The organism is Pseudomonas sp. G1002, from assembly GCF_013385455.1.
Lineage (GTDB): Bacteria > Pseudomonadota > Gammaproteobacteria > Pseudomonadales > Pseudomonadaceae > Aquipseudomonas.
In genome coordinates, this window is sequence record NZ_JACAPY010000027.1 from 601,751 (window position 1) to 627,154 (window position 25,404).

A 25,404-nucleotide genomic window follows, 5' to 3' on the forward strand; every position below is an offset into this window, starting at 1 on the left:
ATCGAAACAATAGCGCCTTTCTATGGTGCCCGCCGCTGGAGCAAACCCTCCTGGACCCACTGTTTCAGCCAGGTAACCGCTTGCAATGGCGCGCCCTCCTGGTAAGTGACTGCCAACTCGGCACACAGTTCGGAAAAACTCCAACCGTTGGCGACCATGCCTGTCAGCGCGCAGGCTTGCGCCGGTTCAACGCTGCGGTATTGGCAGACATTCTGATGGCGCCAGACCAGGCACACCTGCGCCAATGGCAGGGCTTCGCTGCCGGGAAAGTCCCACTCGCCCTTGCTCGCACGCCAGATGCCCAGGCTGTTGAAATCACACAGCACCTGCTGCACCGAGGGCACCAACTGCACCTGCAGCCCAGGCCAGTCTTCGGGCGGCAGCGTTGCCATGTCTTGCAGGGTCAACGGCTCGCCCTGCGGTGCATCAAAGGCCAGGGTGAATGCCCATTCGAGCCGCGCCAGCTCGGCAGGCGCCAAACCTTGCTCGCCATAATGCTCAACGATAAACCCGGGGAACCGCTCGCCAAACCAGCGCAGGCTGTAATGGGCCGAGGGATAACGGCAGATATAGGCCGAACCCAACGCTGCAAACTCCTCGTCCCCCAGCCAATACCAGACGGCGCTGAAGTCATCGCGCAGCACTTCCTGCAATCGGGCGTGATAGGCGTTGTGGTAAATCGCCAGGCCCGTCTCGACATCCAGGGTCGGGCCGCCGATCAAGGTGGCGCTGAAGCTGTTGCTGGCAGTGGAAGACTCGGCCAGCAAATGCCGCTCAAAGGCCAATTGCCAATCGATCAGGCGCATAACGCTCTCCTGTCCAGCGCGCTCGCGCCCAGTTCGCGGGCCTTGTTCAACTCGTCGAGCAGCTCCTGGAAAGGCGGGAAATGGTCATCGCGTTCGAGCAAGGTCGAGACTGGCCCGAGGTGCTCCAGAGTCCGCTGATACAGCGCCCACACCGGATCGCATACCGGATGGTCATGGGTGTCGATCACGTAGTCGCCGTAATCCATATGCCCGGCCAGGTGCAGTTGGCGGATGCTTTCGGGCGGCAGGTTGCGGATAAATTCCCAGGCGTCGAACCCGTGATTGCGCGAGCTGACGTAGACGTTATTCACGTCCAGCAGCAACTGGCAGCCGGTGAGGTGGCTCAGGGCGTTGAGAAATTCCCACTCGGTAAACTCATCCGCCTTGGAGCGCACGTAGCTGGAGACGTTTTCCAGCACGAACGGGCGCTGCAACACATCCTGCACCTGCCGCACGCGAGCGGCGACGTGGTACAGGCTTTCTTCGGTGTAGGGCAGCGGCAGCAAGTCATGCAACTGGTGCGCGTTGCCACGGCTCCAGCACAGGTGATCGGAAATCCACGCCGGCCGGATGCGCTCGGAGAGCTGCTTGAGTTGTTTCAGGTAATCGGTATCGAGGGCATGGGGCCCGCCGATTGAAAGGGACACACCGTGCATCACCAGGGGATAACGCTCGGCTATCGCATCCAGGTAGTACAAGGCCTTGCCGCCCTGCACCAGATAATTCTCGGAGATCACTTCGAACCAATCCACGGCGGGCGATTGTTCAAGGATCTGCTGGTAGTACTCGCTGCGTAGACCCAGGCCGTAACCCAGACTCGGAAGGGAAGCGGACATAAAAACACTCCTGGGGAAAGTGTCCGCAGCGGAGGGGGGCCCGCTGCGGTTGCACTCGGTTGTCGGTTATTCGCCGACTTTGCCGCCTTTCTGATCGCACATCGCCTTGCTCATCGACAGGAAGCCCTGGCCTTTGCAAGAACCCATGCCTTTGCAGGCGTGGTCTTTGGTTTTGCAGTCGTTCTGGCCTTTGCAGGCGTTGACGCCATAGCAATGGACCTGGGCGTCTGCTGCCTGTACCTGAGTGGCAACACCGGCAAACATGCCAGCAGCGGCGATAGCGAGGGCGGCACCAGCAGCAGCGGATTTGATGTTCATTGTGTATTCCTCATGATCGGTAGTGGAGCCGGTCTGAACGGATTGTTCAGTCTCGACATAGCACTAGAGTGAGGTCCCCCCATGGCGTTACAGCGCGACTGAAAAATTTATTCCTCGAGTTTCAATAGCGGCTCCTGGAACCGCAACAGACGCCCCGCATTGCCCAGCACCAGCAGCGTACTGAGGTTGTGCAGCACCGCCGCAATCATCGCTCCCGCCGCGCCCAGCCAGCCAAATGCGGCGAACACCACGATCGCCAGCGTCCAGCCCAGACCGATGATCACGTTAACCTGCAACGTGTGCCGGCACTGGCGACTCAAGCGCACACAGGTGCCCAGGCGCCGCAGGTCGCTGCCGATCAGCACCACGTCCGCCGATGCCAGCGCGATATCCGCCCCGCCCGCGCCCATCGCCACGCCGACCACGCCGGCCTTGAGCGCCAGGGAATCGTTGATCCCGTCGCCCACCACCATCGGCCGGAAACCGCTGCCGATTTCCCCCAGCACGCGATTGAGCTTGTCCTCCGGCAAAGCCTGGGCTTCGACGTCGCTGATGCCCACTTCCAACGCCAGGCTGTCGGCCACGCTCTGGCGGTCGCCGGTCAGCAGCAGTTGGCGCCCCAGGCCCAATTCACGCAGCTCTTTCATCGCCTGGCGCGCTTCAGGTTTCACGCTGTCCGCCAGCAACAGCCAGGCAAGGAATTGCCCGTTCAACGCAAGCCCGGCAATCGGGCCGTCGTGATTGGGGACCGCCGTGGTCGTGATGCCCAGTTGCTCAAACAATTCCGGCCGGCCGAGGGCGGCTTCGCCCTGCCCGGTCTGCGCGACCACACCGAGGCCCTGGCGCTCGCGAATATCCGACAGCACCAGCATTTGTTCCTGAGTCGCCAGCCCCGCCAATGCCCGGCTGACCGGGTGGCTGCTGGCGGAGCCGAGGCTGGCCGCCAGGTTGAGCAGCACTTGCCGATCCGGCTCGCGGGTGTCGATGGACTGCAAACGCAGGGTGCCAAACGTCAGGGTGCCGGTCTTGTCGACCACCAGCGACGTCAGGTCCGCCAGCTCTTCGAGAAACGCAGAGCTGCGAATCAGAATGCCGTGACGCGCCGCCACCGCAATGCCCGCAATCGCCGTGGCCGGAGCCGACAACACCAAAGCACACGGGCACGCCGCCACCAGCACCGCGAGCATCGCCTGGGCGTCGTTGGTGACAAACCAGGTGACCGCCGCCAGCAACAACACCAGTACCATGTAGCTGCCGGCGTAGCGCTCCAGCAATCGGGTGATCGGCGGCTTCGAACGTTCGGCGCTCTGCATCAGGGCGATGACTTTGCCCAGCGTCGACTCATTGCCGGTGCGGGTCACTTCCAGGCGCAGCAAACCGTCGAGGTTGATCGCGCCACCAAACACCTGCACGCCGACACTCGCTTCCAGCGGCACCGATTCACCGGTAATCGGCGCGGTGTCGAGGCTGGCCTGGCCCGACAGCACCACGCCGTCGGCGGGCACGCGGTCACCGGCACGCACTTCGACGATATCGCCGGTCTTCAGGATGCCGTTGTCCACTTCCAGGATCGTCCCGTCCGCCTGCACCAACCGTGCGTGGCTACGGGTCAGCTTGCCCAGGGCATGAATCGCTTCCTGGGAGCCGATGACGCTGCGCTCTTCCAGCACATGGCCGAAGATCATGATGATCGGCAGCAGCGCGGCGGTCAGCAGGTCACCGGTAGCCCAGGCGCCGAGCATCGCCAGCGCAATGAGTTGGTCGGTGATGCCATGCAAACTTGGATACCGCAGGCTGTACCAGGCCGAGCGCATCACGGGCACGGCCACCAGCAATGAGGCGACGCCCAACAGCAGTTGGCTCACGCCGGTCTGGTCCGGCGCCAGCCAGCGCCATACCAGGCCCAGGCTGAGCAGGCCCAGGGCGAGCATCGCCAGGGTCAGTTGCCGGGCGGCGCTGCGTTGTTCGGCCGACGAGAGCATCGGGGCTGCGTGGGCGGTCATTGTTCGGCTCCCTGAATGATCAGGCGGGAATCGTCTTTAGGGTCAACCGTGGTCACGGAGCCGGCCTGCCCGAGAATCTTCGGCAGGCGTTCGCGGTAGAGGCGCAGCAACAGGCCTGGGTCTTGGACCTGGGCCAGGCTGGCGACGGTAGCGGTTTGCGCCTGGGCGTTGGACAGCCGTTCGCTGGCCTGGGCGTGAGCCACTTGCACGGCGCGGTCGGCGTCCTGGTTGGCGGTCTGGGTAAGTTTTTCGGCGTCGGTGCGCGCATTGGCCACCGCCTTGTCGGCTTGCTGGCTGGCGGTCAGCACTGCGTTGAAGGCATTGACCGCCGGGCCCGGCAAGCTCGATTGCACGTCGACCCGGGTGACTTCGATGCCCAGGCCAAGGCCGGTGGACGCCAGGTCAGCCAGGCGTTGATTGATGCCGCGCACCAGGTCGCCACGCAGCCGTTCGCGGCGTTCGGCGGCCTGGTTGTCGGCGCCGATCAACTCGGGGCGCGCCACCAGAATCGTATCCAGATCCCGCGCCGCAGTCAGCACCACAGCGCTGCGAGTGACCAGTCGATCCAGCGCCGGCAGCACGTGATCGCCCTGCAACACAAACGCATAGGGTTCGGTGACCTTGTAGAAGACCCGCACATCCAGCTGCACCACGCCGGAATCGCCGGTCAGCAGGTAGCCGGAGCCGGCCAGGGCATCGCTCAGCGGCGTGGCAAAACTGGCCACGCGATCGGCTTGGGTGGCCGCATCGGAACGCAGCAGGTTTTCCACCCGGCGCTCGATCACCCGGTCCGCGGCGGGCAACAGCACCACTTGTTCAAACGGACGCGGCCAGGCCAGCAGCAGCCCGGCATTCTGGATCCGGTCCAGCGCGCCGAAGTGCAACACCACGGCACGGTTCTGCGGGTCGATCTGGCGCACGTTGGAAAACGCCCACGCCAGCGCGGCCAATACCGTCACCGCATACAGCGCCAGGAACGTCAGCCGTCCAGCCTGGATCCACGGGCTGTCGAGGCTTTCCCGCTCACTCATGGCTGGACATCCTTCGGCCCATCCACCAGCGCGCGGAAAGGCGCGGCGTCGGTGCGCAGGATGATCTTGGTGCCCGGCGTGACCACTGTGCCAAGGGTGTCGAGGGAACGCAGCAGGTTGTACAACTGCGGATTGCCGGCGTAGGCACGGCCATAAATCTGCGCCGCTTCCACCCGGGATTGCGCTTCGATATCGGCGGCTTTCACCGTGGCGTCGGCCTGGACGATTCGCGCATCACGCTCGGCAGCCGAACGAATCTGCGCCGCCTCACGCTTGCCCACGGCGGTGCGTTCCGTGGCGATGGTCTCGCGCTCGGCACGCATGCGGTCGACAGTGGCGGCCAGGGTCACCGACGGCAAGGTCAGCCGTTCAACACCGACCTGCACCACACGCACGCCATAGGTGGTGAGCAATTGTTGATCAATCTGCTGGCGCAACTGCGCTTCAAAATCGGCAATGCGCACCTGGCTGGCATCGGTGTTCACCAGGTTGGCCAGGTCGAAACTGGCGGCGGTGGTTTCCAGCGCCGAGCCGACAAAGGTGCGAATCTGCCGCGCCGCTTCATCCGGCTGGTTCTGCACCGCACGCATAAAGCGCTGCACGTTGTCGGGGTCGCCCTGCACCTGCCAGGCTACGTAGGCCTGCACGATGATCCGCAGGCCATCGCGGGTGCCCACATCCTGCAAACCGCTGGAGGTGGTGCGCAGGCGCAGGTCCACCGGAATCGCCGCCTCGAACGGCGCCGGCCAGCGCCAGCCCAGGCCCGGTTCCAGCAATACCCGCGACGGATTGCCGAAGCGGGTAATCACCGTGGCTTCACCGGAACGCACCTGCACCAGGCTCGCCGCGGCGACCGCGAACAGCACGAGCAATACCGCCCAGCCCATACGCCGCCAGGGGAACGGGCCGGCTTCGTGCTCATCGCCATGATGGTGATGATGGTGGCCGTGGTGGTGACCATGGCCTGCGTGATCGTGAGAATGAGCGCTCAACAGATGAACTCCTTATTGAACGGCTTTACGCGGCACCGCAGGGTCGGCCGGTAAGGTAAAGGAACGCAGATCGATGGTCGGTGCGCCACTGGCGCCCAGGCGATGATCAAGAATGAGTAACTTGGCGTGAGCCAGGCCCTGGCTCAGTTGGCTCAGGTACTGCTCCAGCACGAACGCCTGGCCGGCTTGTTGATAGGCCTTTTGTTCGGCGCTGAAACGCAGGTCTGCTGCCTGGGCGCCGGCGCTGACTTCATGGGCCGTGGCCTGGGCCTGGTCGCGGGCGGTACTGGCTTGCAGCAACGCCTGGTTGGTCTGCTCACTGGCAGCGCCGCGCTCCCGGGAAATCAGCGCCTGGGCGCCGATCTGCGCAGCTTGCACCGCGTGGTAGGCATTCGCCGCACCGGAGGGCGGGTGAATGGCTTCCACCACGGTGGCGAGAATTTCCACGCCGCTGTCGAGTTTCTTCAGGTCCGCTTGCACCGCCTGGCCAATTTCATCGGCGAGGCTGTTGCGTTCCTCACCCAGCAATTCATCAAGGGTTCGCGAGGCAAACTCGTGCACCAGGATGCGGCTGGCGGTGCTGCGGATCAGCGTGGGCACATCGGCGCTGTTATAGGTGGCGGCGAGTGCGGCCTGGTCGGTCAAGCCGATGCGGTACACAAAGCGCACGTCCATATTGACGATCTGGAAGCTCTGCTTGTCGCCGCTGCTGCTGGCGATCACCTGGGATTTGTCATTCACATGGCTGGCGTCCCACAGGCGGTTGGCGATCAGCGGCGCCGGGCCCTCGGCCGGAGCGACGTCGGTGTTTGCCGCTTCGCCAACGCTGGTGGCCAGCTCATGGACCACGCCGTTTTCCACGTTCAGTACGCGACCCAGCGGCCACGGCAAACCGGCATGCAGGCCAGGCCCGAAGACCTCCACCGGCTTGCCAAAGCGTTCATAGATCCCACGGCTTTGCAGGGCGACTTCATGCACGCCGGTCAGCAACCAGCCTACGGCCAGCACCACCACCAGCACTGGCAGGAATGCCCGGCGCATATAGGTGAAGGCCCAGATCTGCCGCAGGTCGATGCCGAAACGGTTGTGCAGTTCGTGCTGCAAGGCGAGCAACGGTTGCGGCGGCCAGCGCAGCATCCCGGCGATAAAACTTTGCGCCATCAGGCGCGGTTCAAGCCGCTCCTGGCGCGGGCTGAACAACGACAGCAGGCCTCTTAGCAGAAACTCCAGCGCCACCAGGGCCGGCAACAGGCCGATCAACACGGCCAGGCGCAATGGCCACACGGATTCTTCACCGGCAAACAGCAGACAAATCGCACTGATCACCAGGCAAATAATCGCCACCCGGCTCAGTTGCGCGAGTTGCGCGGCTTCCGGCCATTGGGCGGTGCTTTCCTGGGCCATGCGCCGTTCAAACACCAGCAAGCCGAATGCCAGTGCCAAGGCAATGGCGGCGCCCACACTGGCAGCCTGGCCCAGCGCCGCGGCGGGCAAGGTCAAGCTCCAGAATTCCAGAACGCTGAAGAATGCCAGCAACGACCAGCCGCACAGCCAGAACACCGGTGCGCCAATCTGCACCAGCAAGCCGTTACCGACGCGACCGAACTGCCGGTTTAGCCAGCCAGGTTCTTCTTGTGGCAGCGGCGGTTCGATCAGCCGTGCAGCCGGCTCCTCCAGCGCCATGGCCCGCCAATCCGCGACCCACCACGCCGATTGCAAGCCAGCCACCAGCACCAGCAACGCCGAGGCGCAGTTGATCAGCACCACCGGCCAGATCGACAGCGGGGCGAACAGCGCCACAAACAGCGCCAGCATCCAGCCGCCGACCGCCAGCACCGTCAGGCCAATGCCGGCCTGCCTTAACCGGCGGGCATGAAACAACCCCTGCTGAAAACGCGGCAGCCCTTCGATGGCCACGTCATCAGCGTCTAGATCCACTCGCATCCCCAAACGCCCACCCAGAAACAATTAGTTACTCTATAACCCGAAGCGTGAAATTTTTGTTTGGTTTCACACAGATAGTGACGAAAGCCCCAGAAACACGAGCCATCACTGGTTTCAGCGGTGATAAATCGGCACACTCCCCAGAGTTTTTCGCGGGCTTACGGACAAGGAAGCGTCACTCCCCATGATTTCGATCTATCAGCTTAAACCGCGTTTTCAGAACCTGCTGCGCCCGCTGGTGCAGCGCCTCTACGACAACGGCACCACCGCCAACCAGATCACCGTGCTGGCCGGGGTGGTTTCCCTGCTGGTGGGATTGCTGATTGCCGGCTTCGCACAACATGTGTGGCTGTTTGCGCTGATCCCGCTGTGGATGATCCTGCGCATGGCCCTCAATGCCATTGACGGCATGCTCGCCCGGGAATTCGGCCAGCAGTCGCGACTCGGCGCCTACCTCAATGAACTGTGCGACGTGATCGCCGACAGCGCACTGATCCTGCCGTTTGCGCTGATCCCCGAGGTCAGCCTGGCGCCGGTGTTGCTGGTGACGCTGCTGGCGGTGTTCAGCGAATACGCCGGCGTGCTCGGGCCGATGGTCGGGGCCTCGCGGCGCTACGACGGCCCGATGGGCAAGAGCGATCGGGCGTTTGTGCTCGGGGTGCTGGCCACCGGCGTGGCGCTGGGTTGGCTGGGTGCCGGTTGGGTCGATGCGGTGATGTGGCTGGTCGCGGCGTTGCTGGCCTACACCCTGGTCAACCGTGTGCGCCAAGGCTTGAAAGAAGAAACGAACACCTCCCCTTCTGCATAAGGATTTTGCGATGCGTGAACAGCAAGAGCACACCTTCAGCACCCATGACGGGGTGGAGCTTTTCTACCGTCATTGGCCCGCCACCGCACCCGCGGGCTTTGCGCCGCGCAAGGCGATCTTGCTGTTCCATCGCGGCCACGAGCATTCCGGTCGTATCGCCCACCTGGTGGACGAGCTGAACCTGCCGGAGTTCGACTTCTTCGCCTGGGACGCCCGTGGCCACGGCCAATCCCCCGGCGCGCGCGGCGACAGCCCGAGCTTCGCCACCAGCGCGCGGGATGTGCAGACCTTCGTTGACCATATCGGCGCCACCTACAACATTGAGGAAGAAAACCTCGCGGTGATCGCCCAAAGCGTCGGCGCGGTGATCGCGGCCACTTGGGTGCACGACTACGCGCCGAAGATTCGCTCGCTGGTACTCGCCTCCCCCGCATTCAAGGTCAAGCTCTACGTGCCCTTCGCCCGGCCGGGCCTGGCGTTGATGCGCAAGTTTCGCGGCAACTTTTTCGTCAACAGCTACGTCAAGGCCAAGTTCCTGAGCCATGACCCGGAGCGCGTGGCGTCCTACGACAGTGATCCGCTGATCACCAAAGCCATTTCCGTGAATGTGCTGCTGGGCCTGTACGAAGCGGCCGACCGGGTTGTAGCCGATGCCCAGGCAATTCAGGTACCGACCCAACTGCTGATCTCCGGCTCGGACTTTGTGGTGCACCGCAAACCCCAGCAGCAGTTTTTCGACCGCCTCGGCAGCTTGAAGAAAGAGCTGCACATCCTCCCCGGCTTCTTCCACGACACCCTCGGTGAACGTGATCGTGCCGTGGCCTTGAGCAGCGCCCGGCGCTTTATCCTGCAGAACTTCGAACACCCGCTGGACCGCGCCAACTTGCTGGACGCCGACAAGATCGGCCTGACCTGCGCCGAATCCGAGTCCCTCGCCGCGCCGTTGCCACGCAACTCCCTGCGCGACCTGTACTGGCGCATGACCCGCGCCAGCATGGGCCTGGGCAGCAAACTGTCGGATGGCGTGAAGCTCGGTTTCGACACCGGCTTCGACTCCGGCAGCACCCTGGACTACGTATACCGCAACAAACCCACCGGCAAAGGCGGGCTGGGGCGGATGATCGACACCAACTACCTGAACTCCATCGGCTGGCGCGGTATTCGTCAGCGCAAGTTGAACGTGGAAGAGCTGCTGCGCCTGGCGATGGCCAAGCTGCGGGACGAGCAGCGGGAAGTGCGCATCGTCGACATCGCCGCCGGGCATGGTCGGTACATACTGGAAGCCTTGCAGGGCGTTTCGCCGTTGCCGGAATCGATCCTGCTGCGGGACTACAGCGACATCAACGTGCGCGACGGTGGCGCGCTGATTCGTGAAAAAGGGCTGGGAGATATCGCCCAGTTCGTCAAAGGCGATGCGTTTGACCGGGCGGACCTTGCGGCGCTGGAACCCAAGCCGACGCTGGCGGTGGTGTCCGGGCTATATGAACTGTTCGCGGATAACGCGATGGTCGGTGGCTCGCTCGCGGGCTTGGCCGAAGCCGTGGAGCCCGGTGGTTATCTGGTGTACACCGGCCAACCGTGGCACCCGCAACTGGAACTTATCGCCCGCGCCCTCACCAGCCACCGCCAGGGCCAGGCCTGGGTAATGCGCCGACGCAGCCAGGCGGAAATGGATCAACTGGTGGCAGCCGCCGGTTTCCGCAAGATCACCCAGCGTGTGGATGAGTGGGGGATTTTCAGCGTGTCCCTGGCACAGCGAGTCTGACCCATGCGTGAACCGGGCCTGTTAAAACCGGCGGTGCTGTGGCTGCTGCTGTTGGCGCCGCTGTTTTTCAGCACCTACGGCTTTGCCACGTGGGTCACCAGCCAGCGCAGCGACGTGGGCACGATGGTGTTCGGCTGGGAAACCCATATCCCGTTCTGGGCCTGGACCATCGTGCCCTACTGGTCGATCGACCTGCTCTACGGTTTCTCCCTGCTACTGCCAAGCACCCGCCATGAACTGAAACAACATGCCTTGCGCCTGCTGACGGCCCAAGTGATTGCCGTCACCTGCTTCCTGATCTGGCCCTTGCGCTTCACCTTTGAAAGGCCGGCGCTGGACGGCGTGTTTGGCTGGCTGTTTGCGGTACTCGCCGGGTTCGACAAGCCGTTCAACCAGGCGCCGTCATTGCACATCGCGCTGCTGGTGGTGCTATGGATAATGTATCAGCGGCATAGCCAGGGCCTGTGGCGCTGGCTGGTGCATGGCTGGTTCGCGTTGATCGGCCTTTCGGTGCTGACCACTTATCAACATCACTTTATTGACTTACCCACAGGCGCCCTCGCCGGCTGGCTGTGCGTGTGGCTGTGGCCGCTGGAACATCCGAGCCCGCTGCTGAATGCCCAGCTTACCAGGGACCGCCAGCGTTGGCGGCTGGGGCTGCGCTATGGCTTCGGGTCGCTGGTGTGTTTGATCCTGGCGTTTTCCCTTGGCGGCGGCTGGTTGTGGCTGCTTTGGCCGGCGGTATCCCTTGGCTTGATGAAGGCGAATTACCTGGTACTGGGCGTTGCAGGATTTCAGAAACGCGCCGACGGACGACTCACTCCGGCGGCGCGCTGGTTGTTGGCGCCTTATCTGGTGGCCGCCTGGATCAATTCCCGCCTGTGGACACGTAGACATCCACAGCCCGATCAGGTTGTGGATAACGTTTGGCTGGGGCGAATTCCCACCAGCGGTGAGCTGGGATCATTCAAGGCGGTGGTCGATCTGTGCGCCGAATTGCCGATTAATCCACAGGGTCGCGCCTACTACAGCCTGCCAGTGCTCGACCTGACGGCGCCCACTGCAGCGCAATGCGTGGAAGCCGCCCAAGCGATAGAGCGGCTACGCTCAGCCGGACCCTTGCTGGTGTGCTGCGCCCTCGGTTACTCACGCAGCGCCACCGCCGTGGCTGCATGGCTGCTACATACCGGGCGCGCAGGCAATGTCGACGAGGCGGTGGCTATTATTCGTACAGCACGCCCACGTGTGGTCCTGCATTCCGCGCACCGTGAAGCCCTGGAGGGTTTAGCCCATGCCCGCTGATATGGAATTACAGGTCGTCGCCAGCCTGCTGCGGCGGGGCCGTTCCCTGGATCAGTTATCCACAGGCCTGACCCTGCTCGGCGTACTGTTCGGCCTCGCTCAACTGCTGATGGCCAGCATCACGCCGGTCTGCCTGATCCTCAGCCTGTGGATGATTGTGCTCGGGCTGCTGGAAAAATATTGGGCGCTGCGGGTGGCCTTCGACGCCGACCTGTTCGCCCTGCTCGCCCGCGACACCGACCGCACGCCCGACTTCGACCAGGCCATGCAAACCCTTGGCCTGCAATCCGCCAAACGCGCAGGCCGCCCCTGGACCGAGCGCCGTCGCGGCGCCCTGAAACTGTTGCGCAAGCAAGCCTACCTGCTGGCGGCGCAAGTGCTGCTGACCGTGGCCGTCATCCTGGCCAGCCCCTGGCTGCCCTTCGCCGGATAAGGAATTCTCATGTTCGAACCCGTGGTCGCCACCCTGATTACCTCCATGGCCCGCACCGTCACCGGCGCCCGCAGCCTGTGGCTTGGCTGCGCGCCGGTGCCGGTGCAACGCATCTACTACGCCAACCACAGCAGCCACGGCGATTTCGTGCTGCTGTGGGCCTCGTTGCCGCAGAACCTGCGTAAATTCACCCGCCCGGTGGCCGGCAGCGACTACTGGAACACCAGCGCCCTGCGCCGCTACATCATCAACCGGGTGTTCAACGGCGTGCTGATCGACCGCGAGCGCAAGGACCCTGTGGATAACCCTCTGGCGCCGATGCTTCAGGCCCTGGAAAACGGCGACTCGCTGATCATCTTTCCCGAGGGCACGCGCAACCTGGAAGACGGCCTGTTGCCGTTCAAAAGCGGGCTGTATCACCTGGCCAAGAGTTATCCACAAGCCGAATTGATCCCGGTGTGGATCGCCAACCTCAACCGGGTCATGCCCAAGGGCCGTGTGCTGCCGCTGCCCTTACTGTGCACCACCAGCTTCGGCGCACCGCTGCAACTGGAGGACGGCGAAGACAAGGCGCTGTTCCTCGCCCGCACCCGCGACGCCTTGCTCGCCCTTGCCCCGGAGCATTCCTGAGATGGATAGCCAAACCCTGATGTTGTTCGGCGGGATCGGCGCGATCCTGGTGCTCGCCTCGCTGATCGGCCTGATCCTCAAACTGCGCACCCGTGGCACACCCAACGCGGTGATCGACAACCTCAACGCCCGCATCAATGCGTGGTGGGTGATGGTGGTGGTGATTGGCATTGCGTTCTGGCTCGGCACCGGCGCGGTGATCCTGCTGTTTTACGCCGTGTCGTTCTATGCCCTGCGGGAATTCCTCACGCTGACACCCACCCGGCGCAGCGATTACCCGGCGCTGGTGGCGGCCTTCTACTTGGCGCTGCCGCTGCAATACCTGCTGATCTACTTCGACTGGTACGGGCTGTTCTCGATCTTTATCCCGGTGTACGTGTTCCTGCTGCTGCCGATCCTCGCGTCACTGGGCGGCGACAGCACGCACTTCCTGGAACGGGCGTCGAAGGTGCAATGGGGGCTGATGATCGCGGTGTTCTGTGTGTCCTTCGTGCCGGCGCTGCTGACCCTGGATATCGTCGGCTACGAAGGCCGCAACCTGCTGCTGATTGCCTACCTGGTGATCGTGGTGCAACTGTCGGACGTGTTGCAGTACGTGTGCGGGAAGCTGTTCGGCAAACACAAGATCGCGCCCAACTTGTCGCCGTCTAAAACCGTGGAAGGGTTTGTCGGCGGGATTCTGCTGTCATCCCTGATCGGCGCGGCGCTGTGGTGGACCACGCCGTTCAATCCCTGGCAGTCGTTCCTGATTGCGCTGTTGATCAACCTGCTGGGGTTTGCTGGCGGGATCGTGATGTCAGCGATCAAGCGCGACCGCGGCGTGAAGGATTGGGGGCACATGATCGAAGGGCACGGCGGGATGCTGGATCGGCTGGATTCAGTGTGTTTTGCCGCGCCGATCTTCTTTCATCTCGTGCGCTACTGGTGGACCTGACGACTACCTCCCTCCCCAAATCCACACAACCCCAGTGGCGAGGGAGCTTGCTCCCGCTGGAGTGCGCAGCGCTCCCAAGATTTTGGGGCCGCTACGCAGCCCAGCGGGAGCAAGCTCCCTCGCCACAACAAGCGTCCTTACCACAATAAGAAATCACCAGCCGGGAAGATGCCCCCGGCGTCATTATCTGATCGTTCCCACGCTCTGCGTGGGAATGCATCCGGTGACGCTCCGCGTCACGACTTTTAAAGCGGACGCGGAGCGTCCAGGGCGGCATTCCCACGCGGAGCGTGGGAACGATCTAGCCGGGAAGGTGACTCAGCGGCAACGCCCCGGGCGTCTTCACCGTCTGAATCGCGAAGTTGCTGCGGATATCACTCACCCCCGGCAACTTCAACAAGCTCCCGGTCAGGAACCGTTCATACCCGCGCAAGTCCGGCACCACCACTTGCAGCAGGAAATCCGACTCCCCCGACACCAGAAACGCCGAAATCACCTGGGGCAGCGCCGTCACCGCCAACCGAAACGCCTCCGCCTGTTCGTCGTTATGCCGCTCCACTTTCACCCCGACAAACACCGTCAGCCCCAACCCGACTTCATCCCGGTCCAGGCTTGCCTGATAACCACGAATCACCCCGGCCTCTTCCAGCAGCCGCACACGCCGCAAGCAGGGCGAGGCCGACAGGCCAATCTCGTCCGCCAGTTGCACGTTGCTCAGCCGGCCATCCCGTTGCAGGGCTTCAAGAATCTTGCGGTCAAATGCGTCCAGCTTCAGATTTGGCATAAGTGAAATGTTTCGCCCGAAAAAAGTGGCAGATTGTGCCAAGACTAGACGCTTTTCCATCTGACTACGCAAGCACCTGCCCCGGCCTTCACCTCTAAAATTGCCCTACGAATCACCTACCGCAAGGGGCAGGCGCATGGCAGAACTCTGGTTGTTTTTAGTCGCGTTGGCAGTGGTGTACCTGCTGCCCGGCCCGGACATGATCCTGCTGCTGCAAACCGGCGCCCGCCAGGGCAAGGCGATGGCACTGGCAACCGCAGGCGGCTTGGGCTTGGCGCGAGCCTGCCACGTGGCGCTGGCGGGGATGGGCCTGGCGACCCTGTTCAAGGTCGCACCCTGGACCTTCGATGTGGTGCGCCTGGGCGGTGCGGCGTATCTGCTGTGGATCGGCGTGCAGTGCCTGCGCTCAAACCTGCTGCCCAACCTGAACGCCGAGCACAGCACGGCGCCGGCGCATGCCTGGTGCGAAGCCTTCCAGCGGGGTTTGCTGACCAACCTGCTCAACCCCAAGGCGCTGCTGTTCTGCTCCGTGCTGCTGCCGCAATTCATTGATCCACATGGCGCATCGGTGACTGCGCAGTTTGCGCTGTTGGGGGCGATTCTGGTGGCGGTCGGCCTGGGATTCGACAGTTGCTATGGATTGGCCGGCGCAAGAATCGGCCGCTGGCTGGAACGCAGCCCGTCCGCCCAGCGCCTTCAGCAATGGCTGTTTGGCAGTCTTTTGATCGGTTTTGCGATACGCCTCACCTTCGTACAGCAAGCCTGAGCTTTGCGGCGCATTTGCCGTCATCTTTTGTATCAAAGAGACGTGTAAGATACGCGACACATTGCCAGGGATGCTCACCATGTTTGATTCGTTAAAAGCGACCAGCCGCCGTTTTTTCGGGGCCTTGATCTCAGTGGTGAGTGTTCTGTTCAGCGCCGTTCGATGGCTGGCGCGCAGCCTGTTCGGCCAGTGGCAGCCGCCGCGCTGGCTGCAAGCCACAGGCAACGGCCTGGTCAACGTCGGCCACAAGGCCCGGGCTTATCCGCGCCAGGCTGCGGGCGGCGCGCTGGCCCTGGTACTGGTGCTGGCCGCGGGCTTTTACGGCTGGCACTGGTATTCCCACCTGCCACAGCCCCACACCGTGGGTTATTCGCTGCACAAGCCCAACCTGACGGATTACACCCAGCCGCAACCGGTTGTGGATAACTTGCAGGTACGCTTCGCCGAATCCGTGGCCCCGCTGGCGGCCATCGGCAAGCCGGTCACCGAAGGCATCACCCTCAAGCCTGCCATCGCCGGCGCCTGGCGCTGGGCGGATGACCGCAGCCTGGTGTTCACCCCGGAAAAAGACTGGCCCGTCGACGCCCACTACACCATCGACCTGGCCAAGAAAACCCTGTTGGCCGACGGCGTACTGCTCAGCCAATACACCAGCCAATTCTCCACCCAGCCGTTCCGCGCCACCTTGACGCAAAACGAGCTGTACCAGGACCCGAGCAACCCGACGCAGAAACAGCTGGTAGCGACCTTCCACTTTTCCCACCCGGTAGACGAAGACAGCGTACGCAAACGTGCCTCGGTCACCCTCGGCAAAGGCTTGGCCTACCGCGATGCGCAACTGCCCAATCGCCCGGAAATCACCTTCGACGAACACAAGCTCAACGCCTTTGTGCGCTCTGCCGCCCTGGCCACCCCACTGGAAAGCACCCCGGTCAGCGCCAAGCTCGATGAAGGCCTCAAGGCCCGTGATGGCGGCAATCCCAGCTCGGCACCGCTGGTGGCCGAAGTCACCGTGCCCGGCCGCTATCGCCTGACCTTTACCGGCGCCGAAGTCAGCTTTGTCGACAACGAGCGCGGCGAACCCGAGCCGGTGTTGATGTTCAGCAGTTCCAGCGCCGTGGCCGACGAGACCATCGCCAACAAGGTGCAGGCCTGGATGCTGCCGGAAAAAGCCGAGGACGATACCCGCCCCTGGAACCTGCAAGACATCGACGACAAGCTGTTGGCCAGCAGCACCAAGGTCAAGCTGACCCACGTGCCGAGCGTCGAACCGCTGAATACCCTGCACGCCTTCAAGTTCAAGGCCCCGCCGGGCCGCGCCCTGTATGTGCGGGTGCCGGCCAACCTGGAAGCCATCGGCGGCTACTTGGCGAAAAATCCGACAGCCTCTCTCGTGAGCATGCCGGCTTATCCACGCACGCTGCAGTTCCTGTCCGACGGCGCCCTGCTCAGCCTCACCGGCGAAAAACGCCTGGGCTTCATGGCCCGTGGCGTACCCGGCGCCCATGTGGAAATCGCGCGCCTGCTGCCCAACCAGTTGCAACACCTGGTGGACCAGAGCAGCGGCAGCTTTGCCCGACCGAATTTTGCCAATGACTACTTCGACCGGATGGTGGAGCGTCAGAGCCTGGACATTCCGCTGTCGGCTGGCGACCCGTCGAAAACCGTCTACGACAACGTCGACCTGAGCAACTACCTCACGGCCAACGGCGGCCGCCGGGGGATTTTTGTGCTCAAGCTGAGCCCGCAGGACGACCCGGCTGATCGCACCTTCGACTACTCGCGCAACACCACCAGCGACCTGCGTTTCATCGTGGTCACCGACTTGGGCATCATCGCCAAGCGCTCCAGCGATGGCAGCCACGATGTGTACGTGCAGTCCATCGGCAACGGCTCGCCGGTGTCCGACGCCCAGGTCGATATCATCGGCCGCAACGGTTTGCCGGTCGCCAGCGGCCATACCGACGCCGAAGGTCACGCGCACTTCGCCAAGCTGGATGAACTGCGCCGTGAGAAAACGCCGTTGATGTATGTGGTCAGTCGCGGCAATGACCAATCCTTCCTGCCGATTGCCCGTCAGTCGCAACAGCTGGATTTGTCACGCTTTGATGTAGGCGGCCTGGAAGAGGACGGTGCGATCAATCGCCTCAGCGCCTACCTGTTTACCGATCGCGGCCTGTACCGGCCCGGCGAGACCGCGCACCTGGGCATGATCGTGCGCAGCGGCGACTGGAAAGGCGCCCTGCAAGGCCTGCCGGTTGAGTTGCAGATCACCGACCCCCGTGGCCTTGAGGTGATTCGCCAGCCGTTGAAACTGTCGGCCAGCGGTTTTGAAACCTTCGATTTCCCAAGCAGCGAAGTAGCGCCATCCGGCGATTACACCGCGACCCTGCAACTGATCGGTGAGAAGCAGCGTCGTACCGACCTGGGCAGCGTCAGCTTCAAGGTCCGCGACTTTGAACCGGACCGGATGAAAGTCAGCCTGAGCCTGCACGATACACCGGTGCTGGGCTGGATCCCGCCGGATCAGGTGGTGGCCAAGGTCACCGCGATGCACTTGTTCGGCGCTCCGGCGGCGGGTCGTCGCGTCACGGCGAAAATGTCTCTGAGCCCGACGCTCGCGGCCTTTGATCGCTACCCGGATTACCGCTTCCGCCTGAATGACTCGCTGGAAGAAGCCAGCTCCGAAGACCTGGCCGAAACCACCGTCGACGACAATGGCCAGGCGGTGCTGGACCTGAACCTGCAACGCTTCGCCAACAGCACCTACCGCCTGCAAGTGATGACCCAGGTGTACGAAGCCGAAGGCGGTCGCAACGTCGCCGCACAAAGCGCATTGCTGGTGTCGGCGGCGCCGTACCTGGTGGGTGTGAAGAGCAAGGATTCGCTGTCTTTCGTCGCCAAGGACGCCCCGCGTGAAGTGCAATGGCTGGCCGTGGCGCCAGACCTTACGCCAGTCGCAGTCGACGGCCTGACCAGTGAAGTGGTCGAGCACCGCTACGTCTCGGTGCTGGTGAAGCAATCCAACGGCACCTACAAATACGAGTCGCGCATCAAGAACATCAGCCAGCCGGCCTCGCCGCTGGTGATGACCAAGGACGGCGCCAAGCAAACCCTGAACACCGGCACCCCGGGCGATTTCACCCTGCAACTCAAGGACGCCAACGGCAACCTGCTGAACCAGATCGACTACAGCGTCGCCGGCCGGGGCAACACCTCGCGCTCCCTGGAGCGCAACGCCGAACTGCAACTGCGCCTGGATAAACGCAGCTACGCCACCGGTGATGAGATCGCCATCAGCATTCGCGCGCCGTACACCGGCGCCGGGTTGATCACCATCGAGCGGGACAAGGTCTACACCCAGCAGTGGTTCAAGGCCGACAGCACCAACAGCGTGCAACACATCCGCGTTCCTGCGGGGCTTGAGGGCAATGCCTACGTCAACGTGCAGTTCGTACGGGACATTGGTTCGTCCGAGGTCTACATGAGCCCGCTGTCCTACGGCGTAGTGCCGTTCAGCATCAACCTCGACGCGCGGCGCATGGCGCTGAAAGTCGAAGGCCCGGCGAAGATCGAGCCGGGGCAGACCCTGGACATCAAGGTCAACGCCGACCGCCCTGGCCGCGCAGTGGTCTACGCGGTGGACGAAGGCATCCTGCAAGTGGCGCGCTACCAGACGCCGGACCCGTTGGGCTTCTTCTTCCAGAAGCGGGCGCTGGAGGTCGGTACCAGTCAGATCCTTGACCTGATCCTGCCGGAATTCAGCCGCCTGCTCAGTGGGGCAGCGCCGGGTGGCGATACGGAAGGCGCCCTGGCCAACCACCTCAACCCGTTCAAGCGTAAACATCAGCCGCCTGTGGCCTGGTGGTCTGGCCTGGTGGACTTGCCGGCCGGTGAAACCGTGCTGCACTACCAGGTTCCGGACAGCTTCAACGGCAAGCTGCATCTGTTTGCGGTGGCCGTGGACAGCGACAGCGTGGGCGTCAGCGAGGCCAACACCGAAGTGCGCGGGCCGCTGGTGATCACGCCGAACGTGCCGGCCTTTGTCGCACCGGGGGATGTGTTCAGCGTCAGCGCCGGGGTGTTCAGCAACCTGGACGCGGCGGCGGACGTGAAGTTTGAAGTGCAGACCAGCGATGGCCTGCAGGTGCAAGGCGACAAGGCCAGCACCCTGGCCCTGCAACCGCGCAAGGAAGGTGTTGCCGAGTTCAAGATCAAGGTTGGGGAAACCCTAGGCTCGGCCGACTTGCGCTTCGTCGCGGTGCTGCCGGATGGCAAGCGTATCCAGGTGGCGGAAACCACGTCGATCCGCCCCTTGAGCGAGCATCGGGTGGCCCTGAGCCTGGGCCGTTTCGACAGCGCCAGCAAAGAGCTGAAACCGACCCGCGAGCTGTTCAGCCAGTTGCGCGATGTGCAGTTGGGCGTCGCCGCTTCGCCGCTGGTATGGGCCAACGGCCTCAGGCATTACCTGGATGACTATGGCTACGCCTGCACCGAGCAATTGGTGTCCAAGGCCATGCCGGCGTTGATCTGGGGTGGTAACGCGCCGGAGGCCGAGCAGGCCTTCAGCGGTGCGGTGCGCATGCTGCGTCAACGGCAGAACCAGGCCGGCGGTTTCGGCTTGTGGGCGGCCAACCCGGACGTGGCGCCGTATGCCAGCCTGTACGCCACCGACTTCCTGATCGAAGCCAGGGAGCGCGGGCTGCCGGTGCCGGAAGACCTGCTGCAACGTTCCAACGCGTACCTCACCGACCTGGCCAACGGCCCGAGCGAAGGCCTGTCGGAATTGCGCAACCGCGCCTACGCCAGTTACCTCCTGAGCCGTCAGGGGATTCTGGTGAGCGGCGCCTTGAGCGATATCCGCGAGCGCTATGAAAGCTACTTCAAGGACACCTGGCAGAACGACATTGGCGCGGCGTACCTGGCCGCCAGCTACAAGCTGCTCAAGCAGGATCGTCAGGCCGATACCTTGTTCCGCAAGGTGCCGTGGCTTTCCCTGTCGGATAAATGGAACAGCGACGGCCTGTATTACGACCCGCTGGTGCACGACGCCGAGCACCTGCATTTGCTCGCGCGGCACTTCCCGGAAATGCTCGACGATGTGCCAACAAGCCTGCTGGATAAACTCGGCAAGCGTCTCAACGAGCAACGCTACAACTCGCTGTCGGCGGCACTGTTGCTGCGGGCCCTGGACAATTACGGCCAGCGCGCCCAAAGCGACATGACCCTCAAGGCCACCGCATGGCTCAGCGACAAGCAGCAACAGTTGTTGCAGATGGCCGGCCAGCCGCCACGTGCGGCGGTGCCTGCCGGTACGCAAAAACTGCAGATGGAAAAATCCGACGGCCCGGCGGCGTTCTACATGCTGAGCGAAGCGGGCTATGACAAGGGCGCCAACCTCAAGCCGATCAACAGCGGCCTGGAAATCATCCACGAATACCTCGACCTCAAGGGCAATCCAGTCAGCAAGGTCGCGGTAGGCGATGAGTTCCTGGTGCGCCTGCGCTTGCGGGCCACCGACCGTGATCAGGTGCAGCAAGTGGCCGTAGTCGACTTGCTGCCGGGTGGTGTCGAACCTGTGTATAACTTGCCGCCGGAGCCGGAAGCGGCCAGCACCGAGGAAAGCGAAGGCGACGATTCGGAGTACGTTGAAACCGGCGAAGACACCGAAGAAGCCGACTCCTGGCAGGCGCCGATTGGCGAGACCGACTTGAGCAACTGGCAACCGGACTACGTCGACGTGCGTGATGACCGAGTGGTGTTGTACGGCACCGCGCTGCGGGATGTAGGCACCTTCGTGTACCGCGTGCGCGCCACCAACGCCGGTACCTTCAATACGCCACCGGCCTACGCCGAGGGCATGTACGAAACCACCCTGCAAGGACGCGGCAAAGTAGGCCAGCTTGAAATTACCAAGCCTTAAAAGCCTGACGCCGCTGCTGGCAGCGGCGTTGATTCTGGCGGGGCTACGGTTGTGGCCCCACGCGCCGCTGGAACAGGCAGCCACCTCATCACGGGTGGTGTTGGCCGATGACGGTTCGCTGCTGCGCATGACCCTGGCGGCTGACGGGCAATATCGCCTGTGGCTTCCCCTGGAACGGATTTCTCCGTCACTGGTGGAGGCGTTGCTGCTCAAGGAAGACCGCAATTTCTACTGGCACCCGGGGATCAATCCCCCGGCGTTGCTGCGGGCGGCCATGGCCACCTATAGCGGCGGCCAGCGTCAGGGCGGCTCGACCCTTAGCATGCAACTGGCCAGGCGCTTGTGGGATCTCAATACTCGCCAAGTGCCCGGCAAGCTGCAGCAGATGGCCCTGGCACTGTGGCTGGAGGCGCGTTACAGCAAGCACGACATCCTTGAGGCCTACCTCAACCTGGCGCCCATGGGCGGCAATATCGAAGGTGCCGAAGCGGCCAGCCGGATCTATTTTGGCAAGTCAGCGGCGCAGTTGTCCTTGTCTGAAGCCCTCGCGCTGGCCGTGATTCCCCAGCAACCGGGTCGTCGGGCGCGCTTTGGGCCTTCCCTGCAAACCGCCCGGCAACGGCTGATGGCCGACTGGCGGGAAACTTATCCACAGGACCCGCGTAACGACAGTTTGCTGGACCTGCCGCTGGAAGCCCGCAACCGCCAGCAGATCCCGTTTCTCGCGCCGCACCTGAGCGAACAGTTGCTGGCCTCGCAAACCGGCAATGAGTTGAACAGCACCCTCAGCCTGGCGCTGCAACAATTGCTGGAACGGCTGATCACCGGCTTCATCGCCGAGCGCCGCAGCAGCGGTGTGGAAAACGCCACGGCGATCCTGATCGACAGCCGCGACCAGAGCGTAAAAGCCCTGGTGGGCTCGGCAGACTACTTATCCACAAGCATCCACGGCCAGGTCAACGGCGTGTTGTCGCGGCGCTCGCCGGGCTCCACCCTCAAGCCATTCCTGTATGGGCTGGCGCTGGACCAAGGGGTGATCCACCCCATGAGCATCCTCAAGGACATGCCGAGTAACTTCGGCTACTTCCAGCCGGAAAATTTCGACGGCAGTTTTGTCGGGCCGGTGACAGCCCGTGACGCGCTGATTCGCAGCCGCAATATTCCGGCGGTGTGGCTGGCCAGCCAAACCCGCTCTCCGTCACTCTACGGATTGCTGCAAAGGGCCGGGATCAAGGGCCTGCGCGGCGAAAGCCATTACGGCTTGGCGCTGGCCTTGGGCGGCGGCGAGATGACGCCCGAGGAGCTGGCGCGGCTGTATGTGATGCTGGCTGGTGACGGGCATTTGCGGCCGCTGCGCTATTTGCAGGAACAGCCGCAAACCACTGGCGCCCAGCTACTCACGCCGCAGGCCGCGTTTATGGTGCGCGACATGCTGCGGCGCAACCCGCGCCCGGACGGGCTGCCGGGGCGCCACTGGCGTACGGCCTGGAAGACCGGTACATCCTGGGGCTTTCATGATGCATGGAGCGCCGGCCTCGTAGGCCCGTACGTGCTGGTGGTGTGGGTGGGCAACTTCGATGGGCGTCCGAATCCTGAGTTTATCGGTGCGAAAACTGCGGCACCGCTGTTCTTCCGTATCGCCGACGCCCTGCCGCTGGCCTTGCCCAATGTGGTGATCAAACCCGACAAGCCGCCCGCCGGGCTGATCCGCATCGACGTCTGCGCGGCCTCTGGTGACTTGCCCAACCGCTGGTGCCCACGTACCCGCAAGACCTGGTACATCCCCGGCGTGTCACCGATTCGGGTGTCCAACCTGCACCGCCCGGTGCTGATCGACACCCGCACCGGCAAGGCCGCGTGCCCGCCGTTCGACCCGCAGTACACCCGTGAAGAAGTCTTCGAGTTCTGGCCCAGCGATGTGCAGCGGCTGTTCCGCGCCGCCGGGCTGCCCCGGCGTACGCCGCCCAATGTGCAGAAAAGCTGCCAACCCAACCGTGTCGGCGATCAACGCGAAGCGCCACAGATTCGCACGCCGCTGACCCAGGTCAGCTACCACCTGCGCCTGTCCCAGCCCCAGGAAAGCATCCCGCTGAACGCCAATGCGGCCAGTGATGCACTGACGCTGTATTGGTTCGCCGACCAGACCCTGATCGGCCAGGGCCCGCCGCAAACCACGCTGAACTGGCGGCCGGGTAAGTCGGGGGAGTACCGGTTGCGGGTCACTGACGATCAGGGCCGCAGCGCCAGCCGAGGCTTGAAGGTTGAGTTTGTACCCTGATCAGGCGTCCTCGTCGCCTAAACCGGCAGTGCCGGCATCTTTTGCGAAATGCTTGTACGCCACCCCCAGCTTGCGTTGCTCAAAGATCGAAAACACCAGGGTGCCCAGCAGAATCATCATCCACACCAGGAACACCTTCATGGTGTCCACCTGGGCCACCACCAGCAGCAAGGTCACTACGCCGCCAATCACCATGCCCAGGCCCATCCAGGCGCCCAGCACGCGGCCTACCGCCAGGCGCATGCCCTTGGGCAGCAAGAGCCGCAGCGCGAGCAACACCACAAACATCGTCAGCAAGAAGCCAAACGCGGCCATGAAAGGAATCACGAAGCCGTTGTCACGGTACAACCAGGCCAGAAACCGATAGGCGGGATTCAGCTCTGCCATTTGCTGGTAGGTGGCGGGGCCCGGCAAATGCAGTTGGGCAAAATGTTCCGGCGTCATGGCCATGATGCCGACGCCGATCAAACCCACCACCACCGCGTAGAAACCACCGGCGCGCCACAGCGGCGCCAGCACACGGCGGTTTTCCACATCCTTGGTCTCGGCCAGGCCGAACACCGCGTCAGGTTGCCGGCCCTGGGCAATCACCGTCTTGCCCGCACGCTCGCAGGCGTCGCCAATCAGCATCACCTGCATATCCTGGGTGAGGAGCAGTTCGCCCTGGCGGCGGGAGCTGCTGATCCATTCATGGTCGTCCGGGCGCTTCTTGCCGAACAGGTCGATACCCTCGGCAATCACTGTCACTTCACCGGTGGCGTCCTGCAGGCGGAAGTCATTGCAGCGAGCCTCGGCCGAGACCTGGCTCCAGCTCCAATCGCCATCCTTGTCTTTGGTGCCTTCTTCGATGACCCACACGTAACCGGCGCAAGGCTTGCCGTGGACCGGGGAGATCAGCGGCGAGTCGACGATCACCTTGCCGTTCACCTCCACCAGCCCCATGGCCAATGAGCGTATCTGGCTGGTGGCCAGGCGCTGTTCGGTGCGATAGAAATTGGGGCCGAAGCTGGCCAGCAGTCCGATCAGGATGCACACAGGAAAAAACAGCGCCACCAGGATCGTCGGGGCGTAGACCATCAGGCCAATAAAGCCGGCGAGAAAGACCAGTGCCACCAGGGTTTTCCACGCTGGTTTTTTTGTGACAACCCCTGCCTGGGTGGTTTTCATGCCCCCGGCACCTCAAGCTTCACGCCGTCGTAGCGGGTTTCTTCGGCGCTGATGGCCAGCAGCGGAATGCGCTGATAGCCGAGCATCTTGGCGAAGAACAGATCAGGAAAAATCGCGATGGCGATGTTGTAGAGGTTGACCGACTCATTGAAGAACTCGCGACGGTCGGCGATGCGTTCCTCCACCGCCGAGATCGCCTGCTGCAACTCGACCATGTTGGGGCCGGAGATCAGCGTCGGATAATTCTCGGCCACTGCAATCACCGACTTGAGCGCCGTATTGAGCTGGTTGGAGGCATCGACTTTATCGGTGAGGCTGCTGGCGTTGAGGTACGCGGTGCGGGCGTCGCTGAGGCGGGTGAACAGCGCGTTCTCATGGTTCATGGCGGTTTGCACCACGCGCATCAGGTCGGGAATCTGGTCTGCCCGCTGCTTGAGCAGCACGTCGATGTTGGCGAAGGCTTTATCCACATCGTTGCGGCGCATCACCAGGCCGTTGTAGACCCCCACCAGCCAGCCGACCAGGCCGACGACAATAATCAGCACGACGATACCGGCGATCAGCAGTTCGATGTTCATGGCGGCGGCATTCCCTGGCTAGTTATCCACAGGGCGCATTCTAGGGGTAAAGCAGGGGAATACTCCCGGAATTAGTCCACAGAAACGGCAAGACCCGATATCCGGT

General features: G+C 63.3%; 19 protein-coding genes. 9 read left to right on the forward strand and 10 right to left on the reverse strand.

What is annotated here, in order from left to right; genetic code table 11:
• Positions 1–20 precede the first annotated feature (20 nt).
• From HX801_RS17030 to hflK (HX801_RS17060), 7 genes are all read right to left on the reverse strand, one after another.
• Positions 21–806 (reverse strand): DNA-binding domain-containing protein, encoded by a 786-nt coding sequence (locus HX801_RS17030; RefSeq protein WP_177022406.1) that lies wholly within the window; start codon positions 804–806, stop codon positions 21–23.
• Positions 797–1,642 carry a DUF692 domain-containing protein gene (locus HX801_RS17035; protein ID WP_087694584.1) on the reverse strand — a complete coding sequence of 282 codons (846 nt, stop codon included), beginning with the start codon at positions 1,640–1,642 and terminating at the stop codon, positions 797–799. The genes HX801_RS17030 and HX801_RS17035 overlap by 10 nt, the downstream gene beginning before the upstream one ends.
• Positions 1,643–1,708: 66 nt before the next feature.
• Positions 1,709–1,960, reverse strand: a complete 252-nt coding sequence (locus HX801_RS17040) for a hypothetical protein (RefSeq protein ID WP_003213503.1) — start codon at positions 1,958–1,960, stop codon at positions 1,709–1,711.
• A gap of 107 nt (positions 1,961–2,067) precedes the next feature.
• Positions 2,068–3,963 (reverse strand): cation-translocating P-type ATPase, encoded by a 1,896-nt coding sequence (locus tag HX801_RS17045; protein WP_008439522.1) that lies wholly within the window; start codon positions 3,961–3,963, stop codon positions 2,068–2,070.
• On the reverse strand, positions 3,960–4,994 hold the full coding sequence (hflK, locus tag HX801_RS17050) for a protease modulator HflK (RefSeq protein ID WP_177022407.1): 1,035 nt from the start codon (positions 4,992–4,994) through the stop codon (positions 3,960–3,962). Before hflK (HX801_RS17050) ends, HX801_RS17045 begins: the two co-directional genes overlap by 4 nt.
• Positions 4,991–5,989, reverse strand: coding sequence for a protease modulator HflC (hflC, locus tag HX801_RS17055; RefSeq protein WP_161635746.1), 999 nt, complete (start codon positions 5,987–5,989; stop codon positions 4,991–4,993). Before hflC ends, hflK (HX801_RS17050) begins: the two co-directional genes overlap by 4 nt.
• A 9-nt stretch (positions 5,990–5,998) precedes the next feature.
• Positions 5,999–7,930 carry a protease modulator HflK gene (gene hflK / locus HX801_RS17060; protein WP_177022408.1) on the reverse strand — a complete coding sequence of 644 codons (1,932 nt, stop codon included), beginning with the start codon at positions 7,928–7,930 and terminating at the stop codon, positions 5,999–6,001.
• 184 nt (positions 7,931–8,114) lie between these two features.
• On the opposite strand from hflK (HX801_RS17060), the gene HX801_RS17065 reads away from it, so the two are divergent.
• From HX801_RS17065 to HX801_RS17090, 6 genes are read left to right on the forward strand one after another with little or no spacing between them, the layout of a single operon-like run.
• Complete coding sequence (locus HX801_RS17065; protein WP_102370198.1) at positions 8,115–8,738, forward strand: CDP-alcohol phosphatidyltransferase family protein; 624 nt, start codon at positions 8,115–8,117, stop codon at positions 8,736–8,738.
• 10 nt (positions 8,739–8,748) lie between these two features.
• Positions 8,749–10,503: a bifunctional alpha/beta hydrolase/class I SAM-dependent methyltransferase gene (locus tag HX801_RS17070; protein ID WP_177022409.1), complete on the forward strand. Its 1,755-nt coding sequence runs from the start codon at positions 8,749–8,751 to the stop codon at positions 10,501–10,503.
• A gap of 3 nt (positions 10,504–10,506) precedes the next feature.
• Positions 10,507–11,805: a phosphatase PAP2/dual specificity phosphatase family protein gene (locus HX801_RS17075; RefSeq protein ID WP_177022410.1), complete on the forward strand. Its 1,299-nt coding sequence runs from the start codon at positions 10,507–10,509 to the stop codon at positions 11,803–11,805.
• Positions 11,795–12,238 carry a hypothetical protein gene (locus HX801_RS17080; RefSeq protein ID WP_003213520.1) on the forward strand — a complete coding sequence of 148 codons (444 nt, stop codon included), beginning with the start codon at positions 11,795–11,797 and terminating at the stop codon, positions 12,236–12,238. The genes HX801_RS17075 and HX801_RS17080 overlap by 11 nt, the downstream gene beginning before the upstream one ends.
• 9 nt (positions 12,239–12,247) lie before the next feature.
• Positions 12,248–12,868: a 1-acyl-sn-glycerol-3-phosphate acyltransferase gene (locus HX801_RS17085; RefSeq protein ID WP_003213522.1), complete on the forward strand. Its 621-nt coding sequence runs from the start codon at positions 12,248–12,250 to the stop codon at positions 12,866–12,868.
• Position 12,869: 1 nt separating this feature from the next.
• On the forward strand, positions 12,870–13,802 hold the full coding sequence (locus tag HX801_RS17090) for a phosphatidate cytidylyltransferase (RefSeq protein ID WP_003213523.1): 933 nt from the start codon (positions 12,870–12,872) through the stop codon (positions 13,800–13,802).
• Between the two features lie 301 nt (positions 13,803–14,103).
• Here HX801_RS17090 and HX801_RS17095 read toward each other — a convergent pair whose 3' ends face one another.
• Complete coding sequence (locus HX801_RS17095; RefSeq protein ID WP_032899927.1) at positions 14,104–14,577, reverse strand: Lrp/AsnC family transcriptional regulator; 474 nt, start codon at positions 14,575–14,577, stop codon at positions 14,104–14,106.
• Positions 14,578–14,722: 145 nt separating this feature from the next.
• On the opposite strand from HX801_RS17095, the gene HX801_RS17100 reads away from it, so the two are divergent.
• The 3 genes from HX801_RS17100 to pbpC all read left to right on the forward strand — a co-directional run bounded on the left by HX801_RS17100 (position 14,723) and on the right by pbpC (position 23,553).
• A complete protein-coding gene (locus tag HX801_RS17100; protein WP_177022411.1) occupies positions 14,723–15,352 on the forward strand; it encodes a LysE family translocator in 630 nt (209 codons plus the stop codon).
• Positions 15,353–15,431: 79 nt separating this feature from the next.
• Positions 15,432–21,275 (forward strand): alpha-2-macroglobulin, encoded by a 5,844-nt coding sequence (locus HX801_RS17105; RefSeq protein ID WP_177022412.1) that lies wholly within the window; start codon positions 15,432–15,434, stop codon positions 21,273–21,275.
• On the forward strand, positions 21,256–23,553 hold the full coding sequence (gene pbpC, locus HX801_RS17110) for a penicillin-binding protein 1C (protein WP_177022413.1): 2,298 nt from the start codon (positions 21,256–21,258) through the stop codon (positions 23,551–23,553). The genes HX801_RS17105 and pbpC overlap by 20 nt, the downstream gene beginning before the upstream one ends.
• Here pbpC and HX801_RS17115 read toward each other — a convergent pair whose 3' ends face one another.
• The gene (locus HX801_RS17115) at positions 23,554–24,720 is read right to left on the reverse strand and encodes a hypothetical protein (protein WP_177022414.1); all 1,167 of its coding nucleotides are present in this window, start codon (positions 24,718–24,720) and stop codon (positions 23,554–23,556) included.
• The gene (locus HX801_RS17120) at positions 24,717–25,298 is read right to left on the reverse strand and encodes a LemA family protein (protein WP_003213535.1); all 582 of its coding nucleotides are present in this window, start codon (positions 25,296–25,298) and stop codon (positions 24,717–24,719) included. Before HX801_RS17120 ends, HX801_RS17115 begins: the two co-directional genes overlap by 4 nt.
• Positions 25,299–25,404 lie beyond the last annotated feature (106 nt).

What these genes read in the sequence shown, in the direction of transcription:
- HX801_RS17030 (WP_177022406.1), bottom strand. Translation starts at nt 806, where the DNA reads ATGCGCCTGATCGATTGGCAATTGGCCTTTGAGCGGCATTTGCTGGCC.
- HX801_RS17035 (WP_087694584.1), bottom strand. Translation starts at nt 1,642, where the DNA reads ATGTCCGCTTCCCTTCCGAGTCTGGGTTACGGCCTGGGTCTACGCAGC.
- HX801_RS17040 (WP_003213503.1), bottom strand. Translation starts at nt 1,960, where the DNA reads ATGAACATCAAATCCGCTGCTGCTGGTGCCGCCCTCGCTATCGCCGCT.
- HX801_RS17045 (WP_008439522.1), bottom strand. Translation starts at nt 3,963, where the DNA reads ATGACCGCCCACGCAGCCCCGATGCTCTCGTCGGCCGAACAACGCAGC.
- hflK (WP_177022407.1), bottom strand. Translation starts at nt 4,994, where the DNA reads ATGAGTGAGCGGGAAAGCCTCGACAGCCCGTGGATCCAGGCTGGACGG.
- hflK (WP_177022408.1), bottom strand. Translation starts at nt 7,930, where the DNA reads ATGCGAGTGGATCTAGACGCTGATGACGTGGCCATCGAAGGGCTGCCG.
- HX801_RS17065 (WP_102370198.1), top strand. Translation starts at nt 8,115, where the DNA reads ATGATTTCGATCTATCAGCTTAAACCGCGTTTTCAGAACCTGCTGCGC.
- HX801_RS17070 (WP_177022409.1), top strand. Translation starts at nt 8,749, where the DNA reads ATGCGTGAACAGCAAGAGCACACCTTCAGCACCCATGACGGGGTGGAG.
- HX801_RS17075 (WP_177022410.1), top strand. Translation starts at nt 10,507, where the DNA reads ATGCGTGAACCGGGCCTGTTAAAACCGGCGGTGCTGTGGCTGCTGCTG.
- HX801_RS17080 (WP_003213520.1), top strand. Translation starts at nt 11,795, where the DNA reads ATGCCCGCTGATATGGAATTACAGGTCGTCGCCAGCCTGCTGCGGCGG.
- HX801_RS17085 (WP_003213522.1), top strand. Translation starts at nt 12,248, where the DNA reads ATGTTCGAACCCGTGGTCGCCACCCTGATTACCTCCATGGCCCGCACC.
- HX801_RS17090 (WP_003213523.1), top strand. Translation starts at nt 12,870, where the DNA reads ATGGATAGCCAAACCCTGATGTTGTTCGGCGGGATCGGCGCGATCCTG.
- HX801_RS17100 (WP_177022411.1), top strand. Translation starts at nt 14,723, where the DNA reads ATGGCAGAACTCTGGTTGTTTTTAGTCGCGTTGGCAGTGGTGTACCTG.
- HX801_RS17105 (WP_177022412.1), top strand. Translation starts at nt 15,432, where the DNA reads ATGTTTGATTCGTTAAAAGCGACCAGCCGCCGTTTTTTCGGGGCCTTG.
- HX801_RS17115 (WP_177022414.1), bottom strand. Translation starts at nt 24,720, where the DNA reads ATGAAAACCACCCAGGCAGGGGTTGTCACAAAAAAACCAGCGTGGAAA.
- HX801_RS17120 (WP_003213535.1), bottom strand. Translation starts at nt 25,298, where the DNA reads ATGAACATCGAACTGCTGATCGCCGGTATCGTCGTGCTGATTATTGTC.